Here is a 17,347-nt window from a genome sequence, read left to right on the forward strand (position 1 = left end):
ATTAGAAAACATTTATATTATAATGTATAAAACGAATTTTTACAAATATTTTATAAAAAAATTAATAAACCTCCATATTTTTGTCTACGGAGGTTTAGGCACATCCCAAAAATAATATACCGATATTATTGTCTATTTTATGTCATATCTCGTTAGCAAATTCAGCTAATAGATCAGCTCACACTATTAACTGAACTTGCCTCCTTGTCTGACACAAAATATACGATCCATTTTTGGTCTATTATTTTCTTTCATGTGCCTTAAATTAAAAGTCATATTTAATTTTATATAAATGTTTAAACTCTTTGTAGTTTCTTATTATTTGCTTTAATTTTGCCATTTCCAAGTTTATTTTTAAGATAAACCCATACTGGAGAAGCTACAAATATTGAAGAATAAGCACCTGCAACTATTCCTATAATAAGTGGAACAGTAAATTCTCTAACTGTTGGTACAAATATATTCACAGCAATTATTGTAAATAACGTTGTAAGGGTTGTATTTATAGATCTTGTCATAGTTTCTGTTAAGCTTGTATTAGCTATTTCTATTGAATTTGCTCTTCTCATAATCTTAGAATTTTCTCTTATTCTATCAAATATTACTATTGTATCATTCATAGAATAACCTATTATAGTAAGAATTGCTGCAATAAAAGAAGTATTTACTGGTATTCCAAAAATAGCATATACACTTACTGTTATTAATACATCATGTATTGTTGCTATTAAAGCTGCAACACCAAACTTAAATTCAAATCTTATTGCTATATATATAAGCATAACTATACATGCAACAAATAATGCTATCAATGAATTTTTTGTTAATTCCTTACCTATTGAAGCACCTATTTCTTGTTGATTAAGTAGTGCATCATCAGATAAATCATACTTTTCTTTTAATTCAGTCATTATAGATGATACTTTTTCACTATTTAAATCTCCTGATTTTACTTCATATTGATTATCATTTATTGTATTTGTGACAGCATCTGCTGCATAAGTTTTTATTGTATTATCTACATCTTGTTTATCTATACCATCTTTTAATTGAATTGTTAATTGAGTACCACCCTTAAAATCTATTCCAAAGTTTAAGCCTTTAGTAAACAAAAATCCACATCCAATTAAAATTATAATTAGAGAAATTGAAAGCCATATCTTTGATTTTTCTATTATTTTAAACATGTTCTTCCTCCCTCTTAACTCCAAAATGAGGTAATTTTTTTAGCAATCCTATATCAACTGATAAATTGACAAGTAATTTTGTTACAAATAATGATGTGAATAAACTTACAACTATACCTATCATTAAAGTAACTGCAAAACCTTTAACAGTTCCTGATCCAATGAAATATAAAATTAATCCTGCTAAAATTGTTGTTACATTTGAATCTACTATTGAAGAAAGAGCATTTTCAAATCCTTTTTTTACTGATGTCTTTATTGATATACCTTTTTTCAATTCTTCTTTTATTCTTTCAAAAATAAGCACATTTGCATCAACTGCCATACCTATTGTAAGAAGTAATGCTGCTATTCCTGGAAGTGTTAAAGTTACTCCAATTTCAGAGAATATTAATAATGTAATAGTGATATATAATGTTAACGCTATACTAGCTAATATTCCTGGAACTCTGTAATATAAAATCATAAATAAGAATACTAACCCTATTCCTATTGCTCCTGCCTTTAAAGCATTTGGAAGCGCTGTAGCTCCAAGTTGTGCTCCAACATTTTGTACTGAAGCAGCTTTAACAGTAACAGGTAATGCTCCTGAATTTATTATTCCAGCTAATTTCTTAGCATCTTCTAAACTAGTGCTTCCTGTTATTATTGCACTACCATCTGTAATTTGAGTTTGTACTGTAGGACTAGTTAAAAGCTCATCATCCATATAAACTGAAATTTTTTGTCCTACATATTTTCCTGTTGCTTCAGCAAATGCTTTTTGACCATCGTCATTTAGTTCTAATGATACAACTGGATTTCCATCTTGTTGATTAAGAATTGCTGATGCTTTTTTAACATCTTTACCAGTAAGAATTTCTTCACCTTCTGGACTTTTAAAAACCAAGTTTCCTGATTTACTTAAACTCTCTACAATTTCTTGAGAATCAAAGGCACCTGGAATATCAACCCTTATTCTTCTTTCTCCTTCTGTCGTTACAATAGTTTCAGCTACACCCATCTTATTAACTCTTAAAGAGATGTGCTCTTTTGTACTGTCTAATTGTTCCTTTGTAACTTTATCTTCTTGAATTTCCATTAACACAGAAACTCCACCTTGTAAGTCGAGACCTTTTTTTATAACATCATTAAAAGATTTAATTTCCCATCCGCCTACTACAAATCCTTTAAATCCTGAAAAAGCTAAAAAAAGTGTTACAAGAACCATTACCACGAATAATGCTGAACTTTTTCCTTTTTTCTTCATTTTAATCCCCCTCTGCTAAATAAACAGCTATTATAGTTTTATAAATTAAACTTCACTTAGTTTTTTATTATGTAAAACTACTATTTTAAATATAAGTCTTGGCTAGTAAATTGAAGATACATTTATCCTCATATTAAACCAAAACTTATACTTTTCTCTAAAATTGATTGTTCAATATATTTCCAACCAAAATGATTATATCACATTAAAAATTCTTAATAAAGATTTTTATATTTATAAATTTATACCTAGCATGCCTGCTAAGAATCCAATCCCCATAGAAATTGCAAATTTAGCTAAATCAAAAATTTTAAATGTTATTGCTCCGCTTATGTAACTTGAAATTATAAATAAAGCCATATAGTATATTATGCCTATTCCAAGTCCTACTAACCATCCTTTAGACTTATTAGCTTTAGCCCCAATTATAGAACCAATAGCTAAACTTATTAAGGATATTATTACATACAGCATACTAAATATACTTGGTGTAAATTCCACTATCTTCATAAGTAAAGATAAGACAACTGCACCAACAAAACTTAATATTACTGCTCCAATGGAGCCTTTGCAAACAGATCTCAAATAATTATTATTGTTATTTTGCATTTTAAAACAACACCTCCTAATACTTCATTTTATGAAGCATCAAGAGGCATTATGATTGATTTTATTTATTTAACTTATATGATATTCCACTTTTTGAAAGCTTTATTCTAGTTTTTGCTGCACTTGTTTCAATAACTATATTTTCATCATCAATATTTACTATTTTGCCGATGATTCCACCTCTTGTCATAATTTCATCTTTAACTTTCAATTCACTTATCATATTACCATATTGTTTTTTCTTCTTCTTTTCTGGTAAAATAAGTAAGAAATAAAATACAACGAAAACAACCAAAAATGGTAGTACATTCATAAGTATTGCACCTATATTATTCATCTTTTACCTCCATAAATTTATCAATAAAACATAGTATTATTGATTTTTTGTGATTTATTCCATGATAGATAGTTTACATTTTTTTAGATATATTGTCAATTAAACTATCATTTTCTTTCTTCCCATGCTTGTATTTTCTTATTTTTAAATTCCTTGAAATATCCGCCATCAATGGCATCTCTTACTTCTTGCATTAAGTTGTTATAGAAATATAAGTTATGTAATACACATAATCTCATAGCTAACATTTCTTTTGCTTTAAATAGATGTCTTATATATGCTCTTGTATAATGCTTGCATGCTGGACATTGACATCCTTCTTCTATAGGCTTTGCATCTAATTCATGCTTTGCATTCATTAAATTAAGCTTACCTTCGTTAGTATACACATTGCCATGTCTACCATTTCTTGCTGGAAGTACGCAATCAAAGAAATCAACGCCTCTATCAATAGCCTCTAATATATTGCTTGGTGTTCCAACTCCCATCAAATATATAGGTTTATCTTCTGGAAGATATGGTGCAACAGCATCTATAATTCTATACATATCTTCATGGCTCTCTCCAACAGCAAGCCCTCCAATTGCATACCCATCTAAATCCATTTTAACAATTTCTTTAGCATGTGCTATTCTTATGTCTTCATATGTTCCACCTTGATTTATTCCAAATAACATTTGTTCATTATTTATTGTATTTGGAAGTGAATTTAATCTATCCATTTCATTTTTACATCTTTCAAGCCATCTTGTAGTTCTTGCTACTGATCTTTCAACATATTCTCTTGTTGAAGGATTTGGTATACATTCATCAAAAGCCATTGCAATAGTAGATGCTAAATTACTTTGAATTTGCATTGATTCTTCTGGTCCCATGAAGATTTTTCTTCCATCTATATGAGAATTAAAGTAAACACCTTCTTCTTTTATTTTTCTCATAGCTGAAAGTGAAAAAACTTGGAATCCACCTGAATCAGTAAGTATTGGTCTATCCCAATTCATAAATTTGTGTAATCCGCCCAACTTATTAACAACCTTATCTGTAGGTCTTAAATGTAGATGGTATGTATTAGATAATTCAACTTGACATCCAATTTCTTTTAAATCCATACTTGATACTGCACCTTTTATAGCTGCTAATGTACCTACATTCATAAATACTGGGGTTTGTATAGTCCCATGAGGAGTTACAAATTCTCCTCTTCTAGCTTTTCCATCCTTTTTTAATAAAGTATATCTTTTACTCACAAGCGTCACCTCTTAATTATAATTTTTAGAAATCTTCCTTAATAGTATTAGGAAAATTAATTAGAGCTATTTATTTTTTAGCTCTTTATTTATAATTGAGACACTTGACTATGTCACCTCATCAATGTACTCAAAAATTATTATTATTTTATAAACATAGCATCTCCAAAAGAGAAAAATCTATATCTTTCTTTTACAGCTTCTTCATATGCATTCATTACATGTTCTTTTCCTGCTAAAGTTGAAACAAGCATTATTAATGTAGATTCTGGTAAGTGGAAATTAGTTATTAACCTATCAACTACTTTAAATTTATATCCTGGATATATAAAGATATTAGTCCACCCACTTGTTTCTTTTACATTACCATTTTCATCTGCTATTGTTTCTAAAGTTCTAGTAGATGTTGTACCTACTGAAATAACCCTATTGCCTCTTTTTTTAGTTGCATTTATTATTTCAGCATCTTCTTTTGAAAGATGATAATATTCTGAATGCATTTCATGATCTTCTATAGTTTCTACTTTAACTGGTCTAAATGTTCCAAGACCAACATGTAAAGTTACATAAGCAATATTAATACCTTTATCTCTTATTTTCCCTAATAATTCTTCAGTAAAATGAAGACCTGCCGTTGGTGCTGCTGCTGATCCATTTTCTTTAGAATATACTGTTTGATATCTTTCTCTATCTTCTAATCTTTCGTGAATATAAGGTGGTAATGGCATTTCTCCTAAAGAATCTAATACTTCTTCAAATATACCATCATAATAGAATTCTACTATTCTATTTCCATCTTCTTTAACTTCTACTACTTCAGCTTTTAATTTTCCTTCACCAAAAGTAAATCTTTTTCCTACCCTTGCTGATTTTCCTGGCTTAGCTAAGCATTCCCATCTATCTTTTTCTACTCTTTTTAATAGTAAAAATTCTATTTTTCCACCAGTTCCTTCTTTTTCACCAATTAATCTAGCTGGCATTACTCTTGTATTATTTAATACTAAAGTATCACCTTCATTTAAATAATCTATAATGTCATAAAAATTCTTATGAGATATTTCCCCTGTTTCTTTATCCAAAACCATAAGTCTTGAAGTATCTCTTTTTTCTAAAGGATGTTGAGCTATCAATTCCTCTGGTAAATAAAAATCGAAGTCTTTTACGTTCATTGTTATCGCGTCTCCTAACTATTTAAAAAAACTTGTTTGTCCTTTATTTGAATTGTTATTTTTATTATTAACTCTTCCTAAATGTTTATAAGCTTTATCACTTGCAATTCTTCCTCTTGGAGTTCTTACTATAAACCCTTTTTGAAGTAAATAAGGTTCATAAACATCCTCAATCGTACCTAATTCTTCACCTATAAAATAAGATAAAGTTTCTATTCCAACTGGTCCACCATTAAAGTTATCTATAATTGCTTCTAATATTTTATTATCAACCTTATCAAACCCTTGATTATCTACTTCTAGTAATTCTAATGCATCTCTTGCTTCTTTTAAAGAAATTACTTTATTAGATTTTACTTCTGAGTAATCTCTAACTCTTTTTAATAATCTATTAGCTATTCTAGGAGTTCCTCTAGATCTACTTGCAATTTCTAAAGCTCCCTCTTCAGTAATTTTACATCCAAATACAGCCGCACTTCTTATTACAATTTCCTTTAATTGAATTTCATCATAATATTCCATTGCACAAAGTACACCAAATCTATCTCTTAATGGAGATGTTAGCATTCCGATTCTAGTAGTTGCACCTATCAATGTAAATTTTGGTAAATCAAGTCTTATAGATTTAGCAGCCGCACCCTTACCAATAACAATGTCTAATGCATAATCTTCCATAGCAGGATATAAAATTTCTTCAACACTTCTATTTAATCTATGTATTTCATCAATAAATAAAACATCATAATCTTTTAATGTCGTTAATATAGCTGCTAAATCTCCTGCCCTCTCTATTGCTGGACCTGATGTTATTTTTAAATCTCCAGTCATTTCCTTGGCAATAATATTAGCTAAAGTAGTCTTTCCAAGTCCAGGTGGACCATATAAAAGCACATGGTCAAGGGCTTCTTTTCTATTTCTAGCGGCCTTTATAAATATATTTAATCTTTCTTTTACTTTATCTTGACCTATATATTCATTTATTTTTTGAGGTCTTAAGCTAAGTTCAGAATTTCCATCTTCAAACATTTCAGCTGGAGTTACTATTCTTTCCATAAATACACCCCCATTTACATACTAAATACTTTATTTTAACCCATTAACTTAACTAATGCACTTTTTATTATATTTTCAACACTTTCAGATTTATCCACTTCTTTAAGAGCTTTTTCCGCTTCTTTTTCTGTATATCCTAAAGAAATTAACGCACTCAATGCTTCTGAAATAGCAAGTGAATTATCTACAGTTACATCATCAAATTCATCTATACAATTCAATAACTCATCTGGTTTCAACTTATCTTTTAATTCTAGTATAATTCTAGCTGCAGTCTTTTTTCCTATCCCAACACCTCTGCAAAGATGTTTTTCATCACCAGTAATTATTGCATATTTTAAATTATTTAAACGACTTATAGATAATAATGATAAAGCAGCCTTAGCTCCAACACCATTTATACTAAGTAATAGTTTAAACATATCTAATTCTTCTAAAGATTCAAAACCATATAATCCTATAAAGTCTTCTCTTACAATTTGTTCAATATATAATTTTATTTTTTCACCACAGCATGGCATTGAAGACATAGTTGCACCTGAAGTAAATATCTTATATCCTATTCCATTATTTTCAACAACGATATAATCTTTATTTATTCCCATATATTCACCTTTTATATATTCATACATCCAAAACAATCCCCCTATAGTTTTAAATAAAAAAATCGTCAAGACGACTTTGAAACCTAACTTATACTTTACCATTTTATAAGAAATCTTTCAATTAAAAATACAATCAAAAAAGTTATACTATTGCTAATATAAATTCAACAACGGCATAACTCTTTAAAACATAAACATTATGATATTAATTCAGATACACTTTCTTCGGCTTCATCTTTTGTATTGTATTTAAGTTCAAAATTCTTTATTTTAGACTTATCTACATCACGTAAATTTTCTATTGGTTTATTATCTAAAAAAACATCTTCACTATTTTTTATAGATGCATTCCCTTTTTCATCTGTCTGATATATAGCTAAATATCCATCTTTTTCACCAATGTAATATTTATTAGGTTCTAATGCATTTGAAGTATCTCTCTTAAACATAATTTGACTATTGGATGTAAGATCTAACGCATACCCACTATTTTTTAATATTTTTATTAATTCCTCTTTAGTTAGATCACCATCTATGTTTAACTGTTGTTTTATTTGAGCAACAGTCATATCACTCTCTTTTTTATCACCAGCAAATAGCGCTACCTTAACACTATCTTCTAGTTTATTTATCTCAACATCTGTATTAACTTTTTCTTGTGAAGTTTGAAGTAAATTTTTATTATTAACAGATTTATCTACTAAATAATAAGTTAAAGAAAATATAATTGCTAACATTAAAATACATATAACAGATAACTTTTTCTTGTTGTATTTCATATTCATCACTCCTTACTAGAAGCATTGACCAAATTTATCATATTTATTCACATTATTACTATTTTAGTAATTGTTTGGTGCACTTTGCTTATGCACATATAAACAACATATTAAAAGCACAAATTCCTTGTATATTATCTTACTCTATTTATAAATCCACACTTTTTACACAACTCTTCTACTGCAACTCTTCTTGAAAAACCATCATACATATCTCTAGCTCGTTTAGAATTTAAAATTTCTTCTAAATCACTTTTGAATATATTGCCAAGTGGTATATTACCTTCGCTATCTAGACAGCATGGTACAACTGTTCCATCTACTAATATTCCTATTTGATCTCTTAATCCATAGCAAAAAGCTCTTTCTCCTAACTCTTCACTATTGATTGATGGCCATTTAAATTTTTCCCCCATACTTAAATATACATTTTTAGAAAGTTTAGCACTATTTTTTTCCCTTAATATATCTTTTAAGTTATAATCTAAATTAAATCTTTCTTCAAGAATACTATATATGTCTATATTCATATCATTACTTGCTTTATATCTTGTATCTAAATTCCACAATCTTAATGAACAAATTATATTACTTTTTTCTGTAGCTTCTTCACAAAAACTTACTATATTTTCTATGTATTCTTCAAATTTTATTTTCTTATTATTAGCTTCAAAGCTATGAAGTGAAATATTTACTTGTCTGAGTGCTGGTGATTTAATCAATATATCCTTCACATCATTTATTAATGTTCCATTTGTAGTAATATTAGCTTTCACTTCATACTTATTGCTTAAATCTAAAAATTTTTCAAGATTAGAATTTAAAAATGGCTCACCCATTAAATGAAAATAAACATAATCACTATATGGTTTTATAGATTTTAGAACATGTTCAAAAGATTCTTCATTCATAAATTTTAATTTTCTACTTGTCTTGGGGCAAAAATTGCATTCTAAATTGCAAATATTAGTTATTTCTATATATACTCTTTTAAATTTTCTCATTAATTTTATTCACCTTTTCAATCGTTTTAATAATGATATTATACTAAATTTATTATATAACTTTCTATAAATAATCACAAAAAACGCACTAAACTAAAAAGAAATAAGTTGAAAGTATATAAACAATACTTTTTAAATTATTAAAATTTGTAACATAAACCATATTCTGAATTATATATGCTATACTAGAGTTATATTATTTTATATATTTTAGGAGGGATAATCATGGCAAATATTATCATTTCACCAGGTAAATATGTTCAAGGAAATGGCGAACTTGAAAATATAGCAACACACACTAATAATTTAGGAGATAACTTTTTTGTAATCATTAGTACCTCTGGAATGAAGAGGGTATCTAATACTATAAAGAATAGTTTTTCTAATAGCGATGAAAATTTAACATTTGAAATATTTAATGGAGAATGCTCAGAAACTGAAATAATGAGATTACAAAAATCATTTAAAGAAAATAATTGTAATGTTGTTATAGGAATAGGTGGAGGTAAAATTTTAGACACTGCTAAAGCTGTAGCATATTATGAAGATGTTCCTGTAGTAATAGCTCCAACTATTGCTTCTACAGATGCTCCTTGTAGTGCATTGTCTGTTATTTATAAAGATAATGGTATTTTTGATAAATACTTACTATTAAAGAAAAATCCTGACGTTGTATTAGTAGATACAAAAATTATAGTTAATGCTCCTTCAAGATTGTTAATTTCTGGCATGGGAGATGCACTAGCAACTTATTTTGAGGTGAGAGCTTGCAAAAGAGCCAATAGTTTAAATTTATGTGGAGGACATATAACTCTTGCTGCTGAAACTCTTGCTTATTCATGTTACAAAACATTATTATCAGAAGGATATAAAGCTAAGCTTGCTGTTAGTAACAATGTTGTTACTAAATCAGTTGAAAATATTGTAGAGGCAAACACATTATTAAGTGGTTTAGGCTTCGAAAGTGGTGGTTTATCTGCCGCACATGCAATCCATAATGGGTTTACAATTTTAAAAGAATGTCATGATTTATACCATGGTGAAAAAGTTGCCTTTGGTACAATAACACAATTAGTATTAGAAAATGCTCCTATTGAAGAAATTAGAGAAGTTATAAACTTCTGTAAATCACTTGGTCTTCCAACTAATTTATCTGAGATGGGAATTAAAAATATTGATAAAGATGATATAATGAGAGTTGCCGAAGCTTGCTGTGCTGAAGGTGAAACTATTCACAATATGCCATTTGAAGTTACCCCTTATGATGTATATGCTGCTATTTTAACAGCTAATAAATTAGGACGAGCTTAATAATAATTAAGCATTAAGTTTTATATAAAACATAAGCAAAAAAGTGCAGATTAACGAAATAAAATTCATTATTCTACACTTTTTCATTTTAAGTTACTATAAATTAAAAATTTGTTAATATATACTAAGTAACAATTCTCTTAATACTTTGCAAGCTAATGCTGTTGAACTTCCACTTTTATCATATATAGGACAAAGTTCATTTATATCCATTCCTACAATATTTAACTTACTTATCTTTAATATTGCTTTTAACAAATCCATAAAAGTAACCCCACCAGCTTCTGGAGTTCCTGTTCCCGGAAATACTGATGGATCTAATACATCTAAATCTAATGTAAAATAGACTGGCTTTCCTTTTAATTTATCAACAATCTCTGCAAGTTGATTAAAATTAAATTTATTCGTAAAAACATGATCTCTTCCCCAATAAATTTCTTGTTTTTCTCCTGATCTTATTCCAAATTGAAATATTTTATTATCTCCAACTATATCCCACACTCTATGCATAACTGTTGCATGAGATAATTTTTGTCCTAGATAATCATTTCTTAAGTCTGCATGAGCATCAAAATGTATAACATGGACATCAGGATATTTTTTGTTTATAGCTTTAAATGCACCTAAGGTTACTAAATGTTCCCCACCAATCATGCATGGTATTTTATTGTCATTAACTATTTTAGATGTAAATTTTTCAATATCATTTAATGCATTTTCTGGATTTCCAAAACTAAGTTCTAAATCTCCTCCATCAAAAACACATATATCTTCTAAATCCTTATCTTGATATGTACTATAAGTTTCAATTCCAAAAGACTCACTTCTCATTGCTTTACTAGCAAATCTTGTTCCTGGTCTAAATGATGTTGTTGAATCAAATGGTGCTCCAAAAATAACTATTTTTGATTCATCGTAATTATTGTCACATCCTATAAAAGTCTCTACATTCTTATTCATAATTCTCTAAATCCTTTCTAGCATAAAATGTAATTTAATTTTTTTATAATCGTGATTTAAAATCTTCATATCCAAATTTTTTTATAACTTCTATTCCTTTTTCTTCACTATATTTAACTATTGAAGGTAAGTTTATTCCATTAAAAGTATTATTTTTAACCATTGAATAAATAGCCATATCACAAAACACTAGCTTATCCCCTACTTTCAAGGGCTTTTTAAAAGAATAATCTCCTATTATATCTCCTGCAAGACAAGTTGGAGCACCTAACCTATATGTATGTTCATACTGATTTGGCATACCTGAATTTATAATATGAGGTCTATATGGCATTTCAAGTACATCTGGCATATGGCAAGCTGCTGATGTATCTACTATTGCAATATTCATTCCGTTTTTTATTACATCTAAAATAGTACATACTAGAAATCCACTGTTTAAAGCTACTGCTTCACCAGGTTCTAAATAAATATCAATTTCATATTTATTTTTCATATATAAAATTGTTTCTATTAGAGTCTCAATATCATAATCTTCTCTTGTTATATGGTGTCCACCACCAAAATTCAACCATTTCATATTTTTAATGTACTTACCGAATTTTTCATCAACAACTTTAATGGTACGAGCTAAAGTATCTGAATTTTGTTCACACATAGTATGAAAATGTAATCCATCTATTCCTTCAAGTTCTTCTGGTTCAAAATTTTCTAAAGTAACTCCCATTCTGGAATTTTCAAAACAAGGATTATATATATCTGTTTCTATCTCTGAATACTCTGGATTTATACGAATTCCACATTCTATTCTCTTATCCTTATATTTTTTTACTTTATCCTTATAAAGTCTCCATTGATTGAAAGAATTAAATACTATATGATCACAATACTTCATTATTTCATCAAATTCATCTTCTCTGTATGCTGGAGAAAATATATGTACTTGTCTTCCCATCTCCTCATATCCAAGTCTAGCTTCAAAAAGCGAACTTGAAGTAACCCCTTTTAAGTATTTACCTATTAAAGGGAATGTAGAATACATAGAAAAGGCTTTTGTTGCAAGAATAATATTAGCACCTGTCTCCTTTTGAACATAATCTAGTTTTTCTAAATTCTTTTTTAAAAGTCTTTCATCAATCAAATAACATGGTGATGGCAATTTATTTAAATCTATATCATTCATAAAATATATCCCTCCTAATTTTAAATTTACGCTATGTTTTAGTAAAATTTTGATGGATTAAGTAGTTGAATTTAATAATATTAAATTAACCAAATATTATTTTGTTTTTTATATTAAGAATGATGAAGAAAATTTATCTCTTCATCATTCTTAAAATGTATATCTATACAAACTATATTGTTCTTAATTAAGATTACTAAAGTTTAAATATATCAAAACTCTACTAAAACATAACTTACTTAATTAAAGTTGGATTAAAATCTTCTTGCCATGGTAATCCCCATTTATTTAATTCCTCCATAAATGGATCTGGATTAAATTCTTCTATATTGTGAACACCTGGTTTATTCCATAACCCTCTTAATATCATACTTGCGCCAATCATAGCTGGAACTCCTGTTGTATAAGAAATAGCTTGCGATCCAACTTCCTTATAACATTCTTCATGATCACATACATTATATATATAGTAAGTTTTTTCTACTCCATCCTTAACGCCTTGGAATATACATCCTATATTAGTTTTTCCTTTAGTTCTTGGACCTAATGATGCTGGATCTGGTAAAACAGCTTTTAAAAATTGTAATGGAACTATTTTTTGTCCTTCAAATTCAATTGGTTCAATAGATGTCATACCAACATTTTCAAGTACTTTTAAATGAGTTATATATTTTTCTGAGAAAGTCATCCAAAATCTAATTTTCTTTATTCCTTTAATATTAATAGCTAAAGATTCTAATTCTTCATGGTGTAATAAATACATATCCTTTGGTCCTATTTCTGGAAAATTATAAACTTCTTTTAATTCAAGAGGTTCTGTTTCTACCCAATTACCATTTTCCCAATAGCTTCCATTAGCTGTAATTTCTCTAATATTAATTTCCGGATTAAAATTAGTTGCAAAAGGATACCCATGATCTCCTGCATTAGCATCTAAAATATCAATATAGTTTATTTCATCAAAATAGTGTTTTTGAGCATAAGCACTGAATACGCCTGTAACTCCTGGATCAAAGCCACTACCAAGTAAAGCTATTATTCCTGCTTCTTCAAATTTCTTTTTATACGCCCATTGCCATTTATATTCAAATTTAGCTGTATCAAGTGGCTCATAATTAGCTGTATCTACATAATGAGTTTTTGTTGCTAAACATGCATCCATAATAGTTAAATCTTGATATGGAAGTGCAAGATTTATTACAACATCTGGTTTAAACTTTTCTATAAGAGAGATAAGTTCATCTACATTATCAGCATCAACCTTTGCTGTTTGTATCTTAGTCTTTCCACCCTCTAATTTAGTTTTTAATGCATCACATTTTGATAATGTTCTACTTGCAATACATATTTCTTCAAAAACATCTGAATTTTGACAACACTTATGAATTGCTACACTAGCAACTCCTCCAGCGCCAATAATTAAAGCTCTTCCCATTTTTAATTCCTCCAATTCATTCATGTAAATATAGTTTTCTCTTTTTATTTTTTTCTATTCCTTATCTTCATTATATTCATTAAGTAGTTCCTTTACATAAGTAGGTAACGCAAAACATCCCACATGAAGATCTGTATTATAATATTTTGTTTTTATTCCTAATTTATTCCATAACTCTGCATCAAGATCTTCAATTGGATCATATTTTTTAGAAGCAAATCCAAATAACCAATGTCCTGATGGGTAAGTTGGGATATGCGCTTGATAAACTTTGTTTACTTTAAATAATCCTTGTATTTTTTCATGGGCATCTTTCATTGATTTTGCATAATATTCATAATATGGACTTTCATGTTGATTAACTAATATTCCATCTTTACCTAATGCTTTATAACAATTCCCATAAAATTCTTTAGTAAATAGTCCTTCTCCTGGTCCAAATGGATCAGTTGAATCTACTATTATCAAATCATATTCATTTTCTTTATTACGAACAAATCTTAAACCATCTTCGTATACAATATTAACTCTCTCTTCATCAAGCTTGCATGCTGTTTTAGGTAAATACTTTTTACATACCTCAACAACTCTTTCATCTATTTCAACCATATCTATTTTTTCTATGGTTTTATATCTTGTAAGCTCTCTTATAGTTCCTCCATCACCTGCACCGATAACCAAAACATTTTTTATATTAGGATTAGTTGCCATAGGAACATGAACTATCATATCATGATATATGAATTCATCCTTTTCAGTTACCATCATTAAGCCATCTAATGTAAAAATTCTTCCAAATTCCCTTGATTCTAAAATATCAATTCTTTGAAAATCACTTTGTTCACTATATAATTCTCTATCAACTCTAATTGAAAATTTTACATCTTCTGTATGCTTTTCTGTATACCATAATTCCATTTATTCTGCCTCCACTACATTAATCTTTTCAATTTTTGAATCTTCTGTTCCGGTTAAAAAACATCCCTTTTCTTTTGCATAATTTATATAGTCTAAAATTTCTTTAGTTATTTTTTCACCTGGCGCAAGAATAGGAATTCCTGGTGGATAACACATCACAAATTCAGCGCATACTTTACCAACACTTTCATTCATAGGTATAGAATTTTTTGAAGAATAAAATGCTTCTTGAGGCGTAAGTATAACTTCTGGATTTATATATTCATGGTCAAACATACCTGCTTTATCTTTCGAATGTAACCTCTTGATTTCTGATAAGGCTGAGATTAATCTTTCTATGGTTAAAGCTCCATCTCCAACAGATATAATGGCAAGTATATTGGCAATATCTCCAAACTCTATTTGTATTCCATATTCATCTCTTAAAATATCGTATACTTCTATACCAGCAAGTCCTATATCCCTAGTAAATATAGATAACTTAGTTCTATCAAAATCAAAAACAGTATCATTATCTATAAGTTCTTCTGAAAAAGCATAATATCCATCTATTTTGTTTATTTCATCTCTAGCATACTGAGCAATATTTTTTACCTTATTAAAAATTTCTTTTCCATTAAGCACAAGATCTCTTCTTGCTAAATCTAAAGATGACATTAAAAGATACGAACCACTTGTTGTTTGAGTTAAATTAATTATTTGTCTTACATATCCAATACGTAAATCACAATTTAAAAGTAAAAATGAACTTTGTGTTAATGAACCACCCGTCTTATGCATACTAACAGCAGCCATATCTGCCCCAGCATCTATTGCTGATACAGGCATATCTTCTCCAAAATAAAAATGAGTTCCATGTGCTTCATCTACTAAAACATACATTCCATGTTCATGAGCTAATTTAGTAATCTCTCTTAAATTAGAACAAATACCATAGTAAGTTGGATTATTTACAAGTACAGCCTTTGCATCTGGATTTTCTTTAATTGCTCTTTTTACATCTTCAACAGACATCCCAAGAGGTATGCCTAATTTTTTATTAACACCTGGATTTATATAAACAGGTATAGCACCACTAATTACCAAAGAATTTATAGCACTTCTATGAACATTACGAGGCATTATAACCTTTTCGCCTCTCTTACAAACACTCATAACCATTGCTTGTACTGCTGATGTAGTTCCATTCACCATAAAAAAAGCATGTTTGGCGCCAAAAGCATCAGCTGCAAGTTTCTCTGCCTCTTTTATAACTGATACTGGATGACAAAGATTATCCAATGGTTTCATTGAATTTACATCAACAGAAAGACACTGTTCGCCTAAAAATTCTTTTAACATAGGATTTCCTCGTCCTTGCTTATGTCCTGGTACATCAAAAGGTACAACTCTTGCTTTTTTATACTTCATCAAAGCTTCATAAATAGGAGACTTTGAGTGAGATTCCTTATCTTTCATTTTCCAATCCCCCTCATTAATATATATTAGTTCCACTGAAAATCTCTATCATCTCTTTACGCAAATTGTTTTCAATTTCAAGCCTTTGTTTTGGCTTGATTTCATAAACATCCCTATTAAAAAGATAATTTTGAAGTTCAATTTCTTTAATTAACATTTTTGTATGAAATATGTTTGATTGATATACATTTATATCCATCGCATCATATTTATTTAAAGTGCTTTCATCAATATAATCTTGTATTGATGTTATCTTATGATCTATAAATAGCTTTTTTCCATCAACATCTCGAGTAAAACCTCTAACACGATAATCAATTGTTATAATATCTGAATCAAAGCTTCCAATAAGATAATTTAATGCATTTAATGGAGAAACTTCTCCACAAGTAGATACATCAATATCTACACGAAAAGTAGCAATTGAATTATCTGGGTGATATTCTGGATAAGTATGTACTGTTACATGACTTTTATCTAAATGACCTACAACAGTATCTCTAGTCTTTAAAATATCAATTTGTCCAAGATTACATGATTTATCTATTTCCTTTACTGCAAGTGTTTCTTCTGATATTAATATTGTTACACTTGCTCCTTGAGGATCATAATCTTGTTTTGAAATATTAAGTACATGAGCACCTATCATATCAGTTACATCACACAAAATATTTGTAAGTCTTTCTGAATTGTATTGCTCATCAATATAAGCAATATAGTCCTTTTGCTCTCGCTCACTTTTTGCATAGCATACATCATAGATGTTAAAGCTAAGTGTTTTTGTGAGGTTGTTAAAGCCGTATAATTTCAGCTTGTTTTCCAACCCTAACATCACAACCTTTC

The 17,347-nt window shown here is 28.6% G+C and carries 17 protein-coding genes; 1 reads left to right on the forward strand and 16 read right to left on the reverse strand.

Annotated features, from left to right (window positions below):
• Positions 1-296 precede the first annotated feature (296 nt).
• From secF to RGC78_RS05955, 10 genes are all read right to left on the reverse strand, one after another.
• The gene (gene secF / locus RGC78_RS05910; protein WP_252212493.1) at positions 297-1,187 is read right to left on the reverse strand and encodes a protein translocase subunit SecF; all 891 of its coding nucleotides are present in this window, start codon (positions 1,185-1,187) and stop codon (positions 297-299) included.
• The gene (secD, locus tag RGC78_RS05915; RefSeq protein ID WP_252212494.1) at positions 1,180-2,436 is read right to left on the reverse strand and encodes a protein translocase subunit SecD; all 1,257 of its coding nucleotides are present in this window, start codon (positions 2,434-2,436) and stop codon (positions 1,180-1,182) included. The genes secF and secD overlap by 8 nt, the downstream gene beginning before the upstream one ends.
• Before the next feature lie 234 nt (positions 2,437-2,670).
• Positions 2,671-3,045 (reverse strand): TIGR04086 family membrane protein, encoded by a 375-nt coding sequence (locus RGC78_RS05920; protein WP_252212495.1) that lies wholly within the window; start codon positions 3,043-3,045, stop codon positions 2,671-2,673.
• Positions 3,046-3,106: 61 nt separating this feature from the next.
• Positions 3,107-3,382, reverse strand: coding sequence for a preprotein translocase subunit YajC (gene yajC, locus RGC78_RS05925; protein ID WP_252212496.1), 276 nt, complete (start codon positions 3,380-3,382; stop codon positions 3,107-3,109).
• Between the two features lie 107 nt (positions 3,383-3,489).
• Positions 3,490-4,629, reverse strand: coding sequence for a tRNA guanosine(34) transglycosylase Tgt (tgt, locus tag RGC78_RS05930; RefSeq protein WP_252212497.1), 1,140 nt, complete (start codon positions 4,627-4,629; stop codon positions 3,490-3,492).
• 143 nt (positions 4,630-4,772) lie between these two features.
• Positions 4,773-5,798, reverse strand: coding sequence for a tRNA preQ1(34) S-adenosylmethionine ribosyltransferase-isomerase QueA (gene queA, locus RGC78_RS05935; protein ID WP_252212498.1), 1,026 nt, complete (start codon positions 5,796-5,798; stop codon positions 4,773-4,775).
• A gap of 18 nt (positions 5,799-5,816) precedes the next feature.
• Positions 5,817-6,851 (reverse strand): Holliday junction branch migration DNA helicase RuvB, encoded by a 1,035-nt coding sequence (ruvB, locus tag RGC78_RS05940; protein ID WP_252212499.1) that lies wholly within the window; start codon positions 6,849-6,851, stop codon positions 5,817-5,819.
• Between the two features lie 35 nt (positions 6,852-6,886).
• The gene (ruvA, locus tag RGC78_RS05945) at positions 6,887-7,483 is read right to left on the reverse strand and encodes a Holliday junction branch migration protein RuvA (protein ID WP_252212500.1); all 597 of its coding nucleotides are present in this window, start codon (positions 7,481-7,483) and stop codon (positions 6,887-6,889) included.
• Positions 7,484-7,653: 170 nt separating this feature from the next.
• Positions 7,654-8,235, reverse strand: a complete 582-nt coding sequence (locus tag RGC78_RS05950; RefSeq protein WP_012424791.1) for a hypothetical protein — start codon at positions 8,233-8,235, stop codon at positions 7,654-7,656.
• A gap of 134 nt (positions 8,236-8,369) precedes the next feature.
• A complete protein-coding gene (locus RGC78_RS05955; RefSeq protein ID WP_309556230.1) occupies positions 8,370-9,239 on the reverse strand; it encodes a radical SAM/SPASM domain-containing protein in 870 nt (289 codons plus the stop codon).
• Between the two features lie 225 nt (positions 9,240-9,464).
• On the opposite strand from RGC78_RS05955, the gene RGC78_RS05960 reads away from it, so the two are divergent.
• The gene (locus RGC78_RS05960; protein WP_252212503.1) at positions 9,465-10,550 is read left to right on the forward strand and encodes a glycerol dehydrogenase; all 1,086 of its coding nucleotides are present in this window, start codon (positions 9,465-9,467) and stop codon (positions 10,548-10,550) included.
• 114 nt (positions 10,551-10,664) lie between these two features.
• Here the strand turns inward: RGC78_RS05960 and speB are convergent, their stop codons facing one another.
• The 6 genes from speB to speD all read right to left on the reverse strand — a co-directional run bounded on the left by speB (position 10,665) and on the right by speD (position 17,339).
• Positions 10,665-11,510, reverse strand: a complete 846-nt coding sequence (gene speB, locus RGC78_RS05965) for an agmatinase (RefSeq protein WP_252212504.1) — start codon at positions 11,508-11,510, stop codon at positions 10,665-10,667.
• Positions 11,511-11,553: 43 nt separating this feature from the next.
• A complete protein-coding gene (gene nspC, locus RGC78_RS05970; RefSeq protein WP_252212505.1) occupies positions 11,554-12,693 on the reverse strand; it encodes a carboxynorspermidine decarboxylase in 1,140 nt (379 codons plus the stop codon).
• A gap of 235 nt (positions 12,694-12,928) precedes the next feature.
• The gene (locus RGC78_RS05975) at positions 12,929-14,128 is read right to left on the reverse strand and encodes a saccharopine dehydrogenase family protein (protein WP_252212506.1); all 1,200 of its coding nucleotides are present in this window, start codon (positions 14,126-14,128) and stop codon (positions 12,929-12,931) included.
• A 54-nt stretch (positions 14,129-14,182) separates the two neighbouring features.
• Positions 14,183-15,046 carry a polyamine aminopropyltransferase gene (gene speE / locus RGC78_RS05980; RefSeq protein WP_252225568.1) on the reverse strand — a complete coding sequence of 288 codons (864 nt, stop codon included), beginning with the start codon at positions 15,044-15,046 and terminating at the stop codon, positions 14,183-14,185.
• On the reverse strand, positions 15,047-16,504 hold the full coding sequence (locus RGC78_RS05985; RefSeq protein WP_252225569.1) for an aminotransferase class I/II-fold pyridoxal phosphate-dependent enzyme: 1,458 nt from the start codon (positions 16,502-16,504) through the stop codon (positions 15,047-15,049).
• A 16-nt stretch (positions 16,505-16,520) separates the two neighbouring features.
• Complete coding sequence (speD, locus tag RGC78_RS05990; RefSeq protein ID WP_252212509.1) at positions 16,521-17,339, reverse strand: adenosylmethionine decarboxylase; 819 nt, start codon at positions 17,337-17,339, stop codon at positions 16,521-16,523.
• Positions 17,340-17,347: the final 8 nt, after the last annotated feature.

Source organism: Clostridium aquiflavi (assembly GCF_031344075.1).
Lineage (GTDB): Bacteria > Bacillota > Clostridia > Clostridiales > Clostridiaceae > Clostridium > Clostridium aquiflavi.

Excerpts from the sequence above, each read along its gene's own strand:
- queA (WP_252212498.1), bottom strand. The coding sequence starts at position 5,798 with ATGAACGTAAAAGACTTCGATTTTTATTTACCAGAGGAATTGATAGCT.
- RGC78_RS05920 (WP_252212495.1), bottom strand. The coding sequence starts at position 3,045 with ATGCAAAATAACAATAATAATTATTTGAGATCTGTTTGCAAAGGCTCC.
- yajC (WP_252212496.1), bottom strand. The coding sequence starts at position 3,382 with ATGAATAATATAGGTGCAATACTTATGAATGTACTACCATTTTTGGTT.
- nspC (WP_252212505.1), bottom strand. The coding sequence starts at position 12,693 with ATGAATGATATAGATTTAAATAAATTGCCATCACCATGTTATTTGATT.
- RGC78_RS05960 (WP_252212503.1), top strand. The coding sequence starts at position 9,465 with ATGGCAAATATTATCATTTCACCAGGTAAATATGTTCAAGGAAATGGC.
- speE (WP_252225568.1), bottom strand. The coding sequence starts at position 15,046 with ATGGAATTATGGTATACAGAAAAGCATACAGAAGATGTAAAATTTTCA.
- RGC78_RS05975 (WP_252212506.1), bottom strand. The coding sequence starts at position 14,128 with ATGGGAAGAGCTTTAATTATTGGCGCTGGAGGAGTTGCTAGTGTAGCA.
- RGC78_RS05955 (WP_309556230.1), bottom strand. The coding sequence starts at position 9,239 with ATGAGAAAATTTAAAAGAGTATATATAGAAATAACTAATATTTGCAAT.
- RGC78_RS05950 (WP_012424791.1), bottom strand. The coding sequence starts at position 8,235 with ATGAAATACAACAAGAAAAAGTTATCTGTTATATGTATTTTAATGTTA.
- secF (WP_252212493.1), bottom strand. The coding sequence starts at position 1,187 with ATGTTTAAAATAATAGAAAAATCAAAGATATGGCTTTCAATTTCTCTA.
- secD (WP_252212494.1), bottom strand. The coding sequence starts at position 2,436 with ATGAAGAAAAAAGGAAAAAGTTCAGCATTATTCGTGGTAATGGTTCTT.
- ruvB (WP_252212499.1), bottom strand. The coding sequence starts at position 6,851 with ATGGAAAGAATAGTAACTCCAGCTGAAATGTTTGAAGATGGAAATTCT.
- RGC78_RS05985 (WP_252225569.1), bottom strand. The coding sequence starts at position 16,504 with ATGAAAGATAAGGAATCTCACTCAAAGTCTCCTATTTATGAAGCTTTG.
- speB (WP_252212504.1), bottom strand. The coding sequence starts at position 11,510 with ATGAATAAGAATGTAGAGACTTTTATAGGATGTGACAATAATTACGAT.
- ruvA (WP_252212500.1), bottom strand. The coding sequence starts at position 7,483 with ATGTATGAATATATAAAAGGTGAATATATGGGAATAAATAAAGATTAT.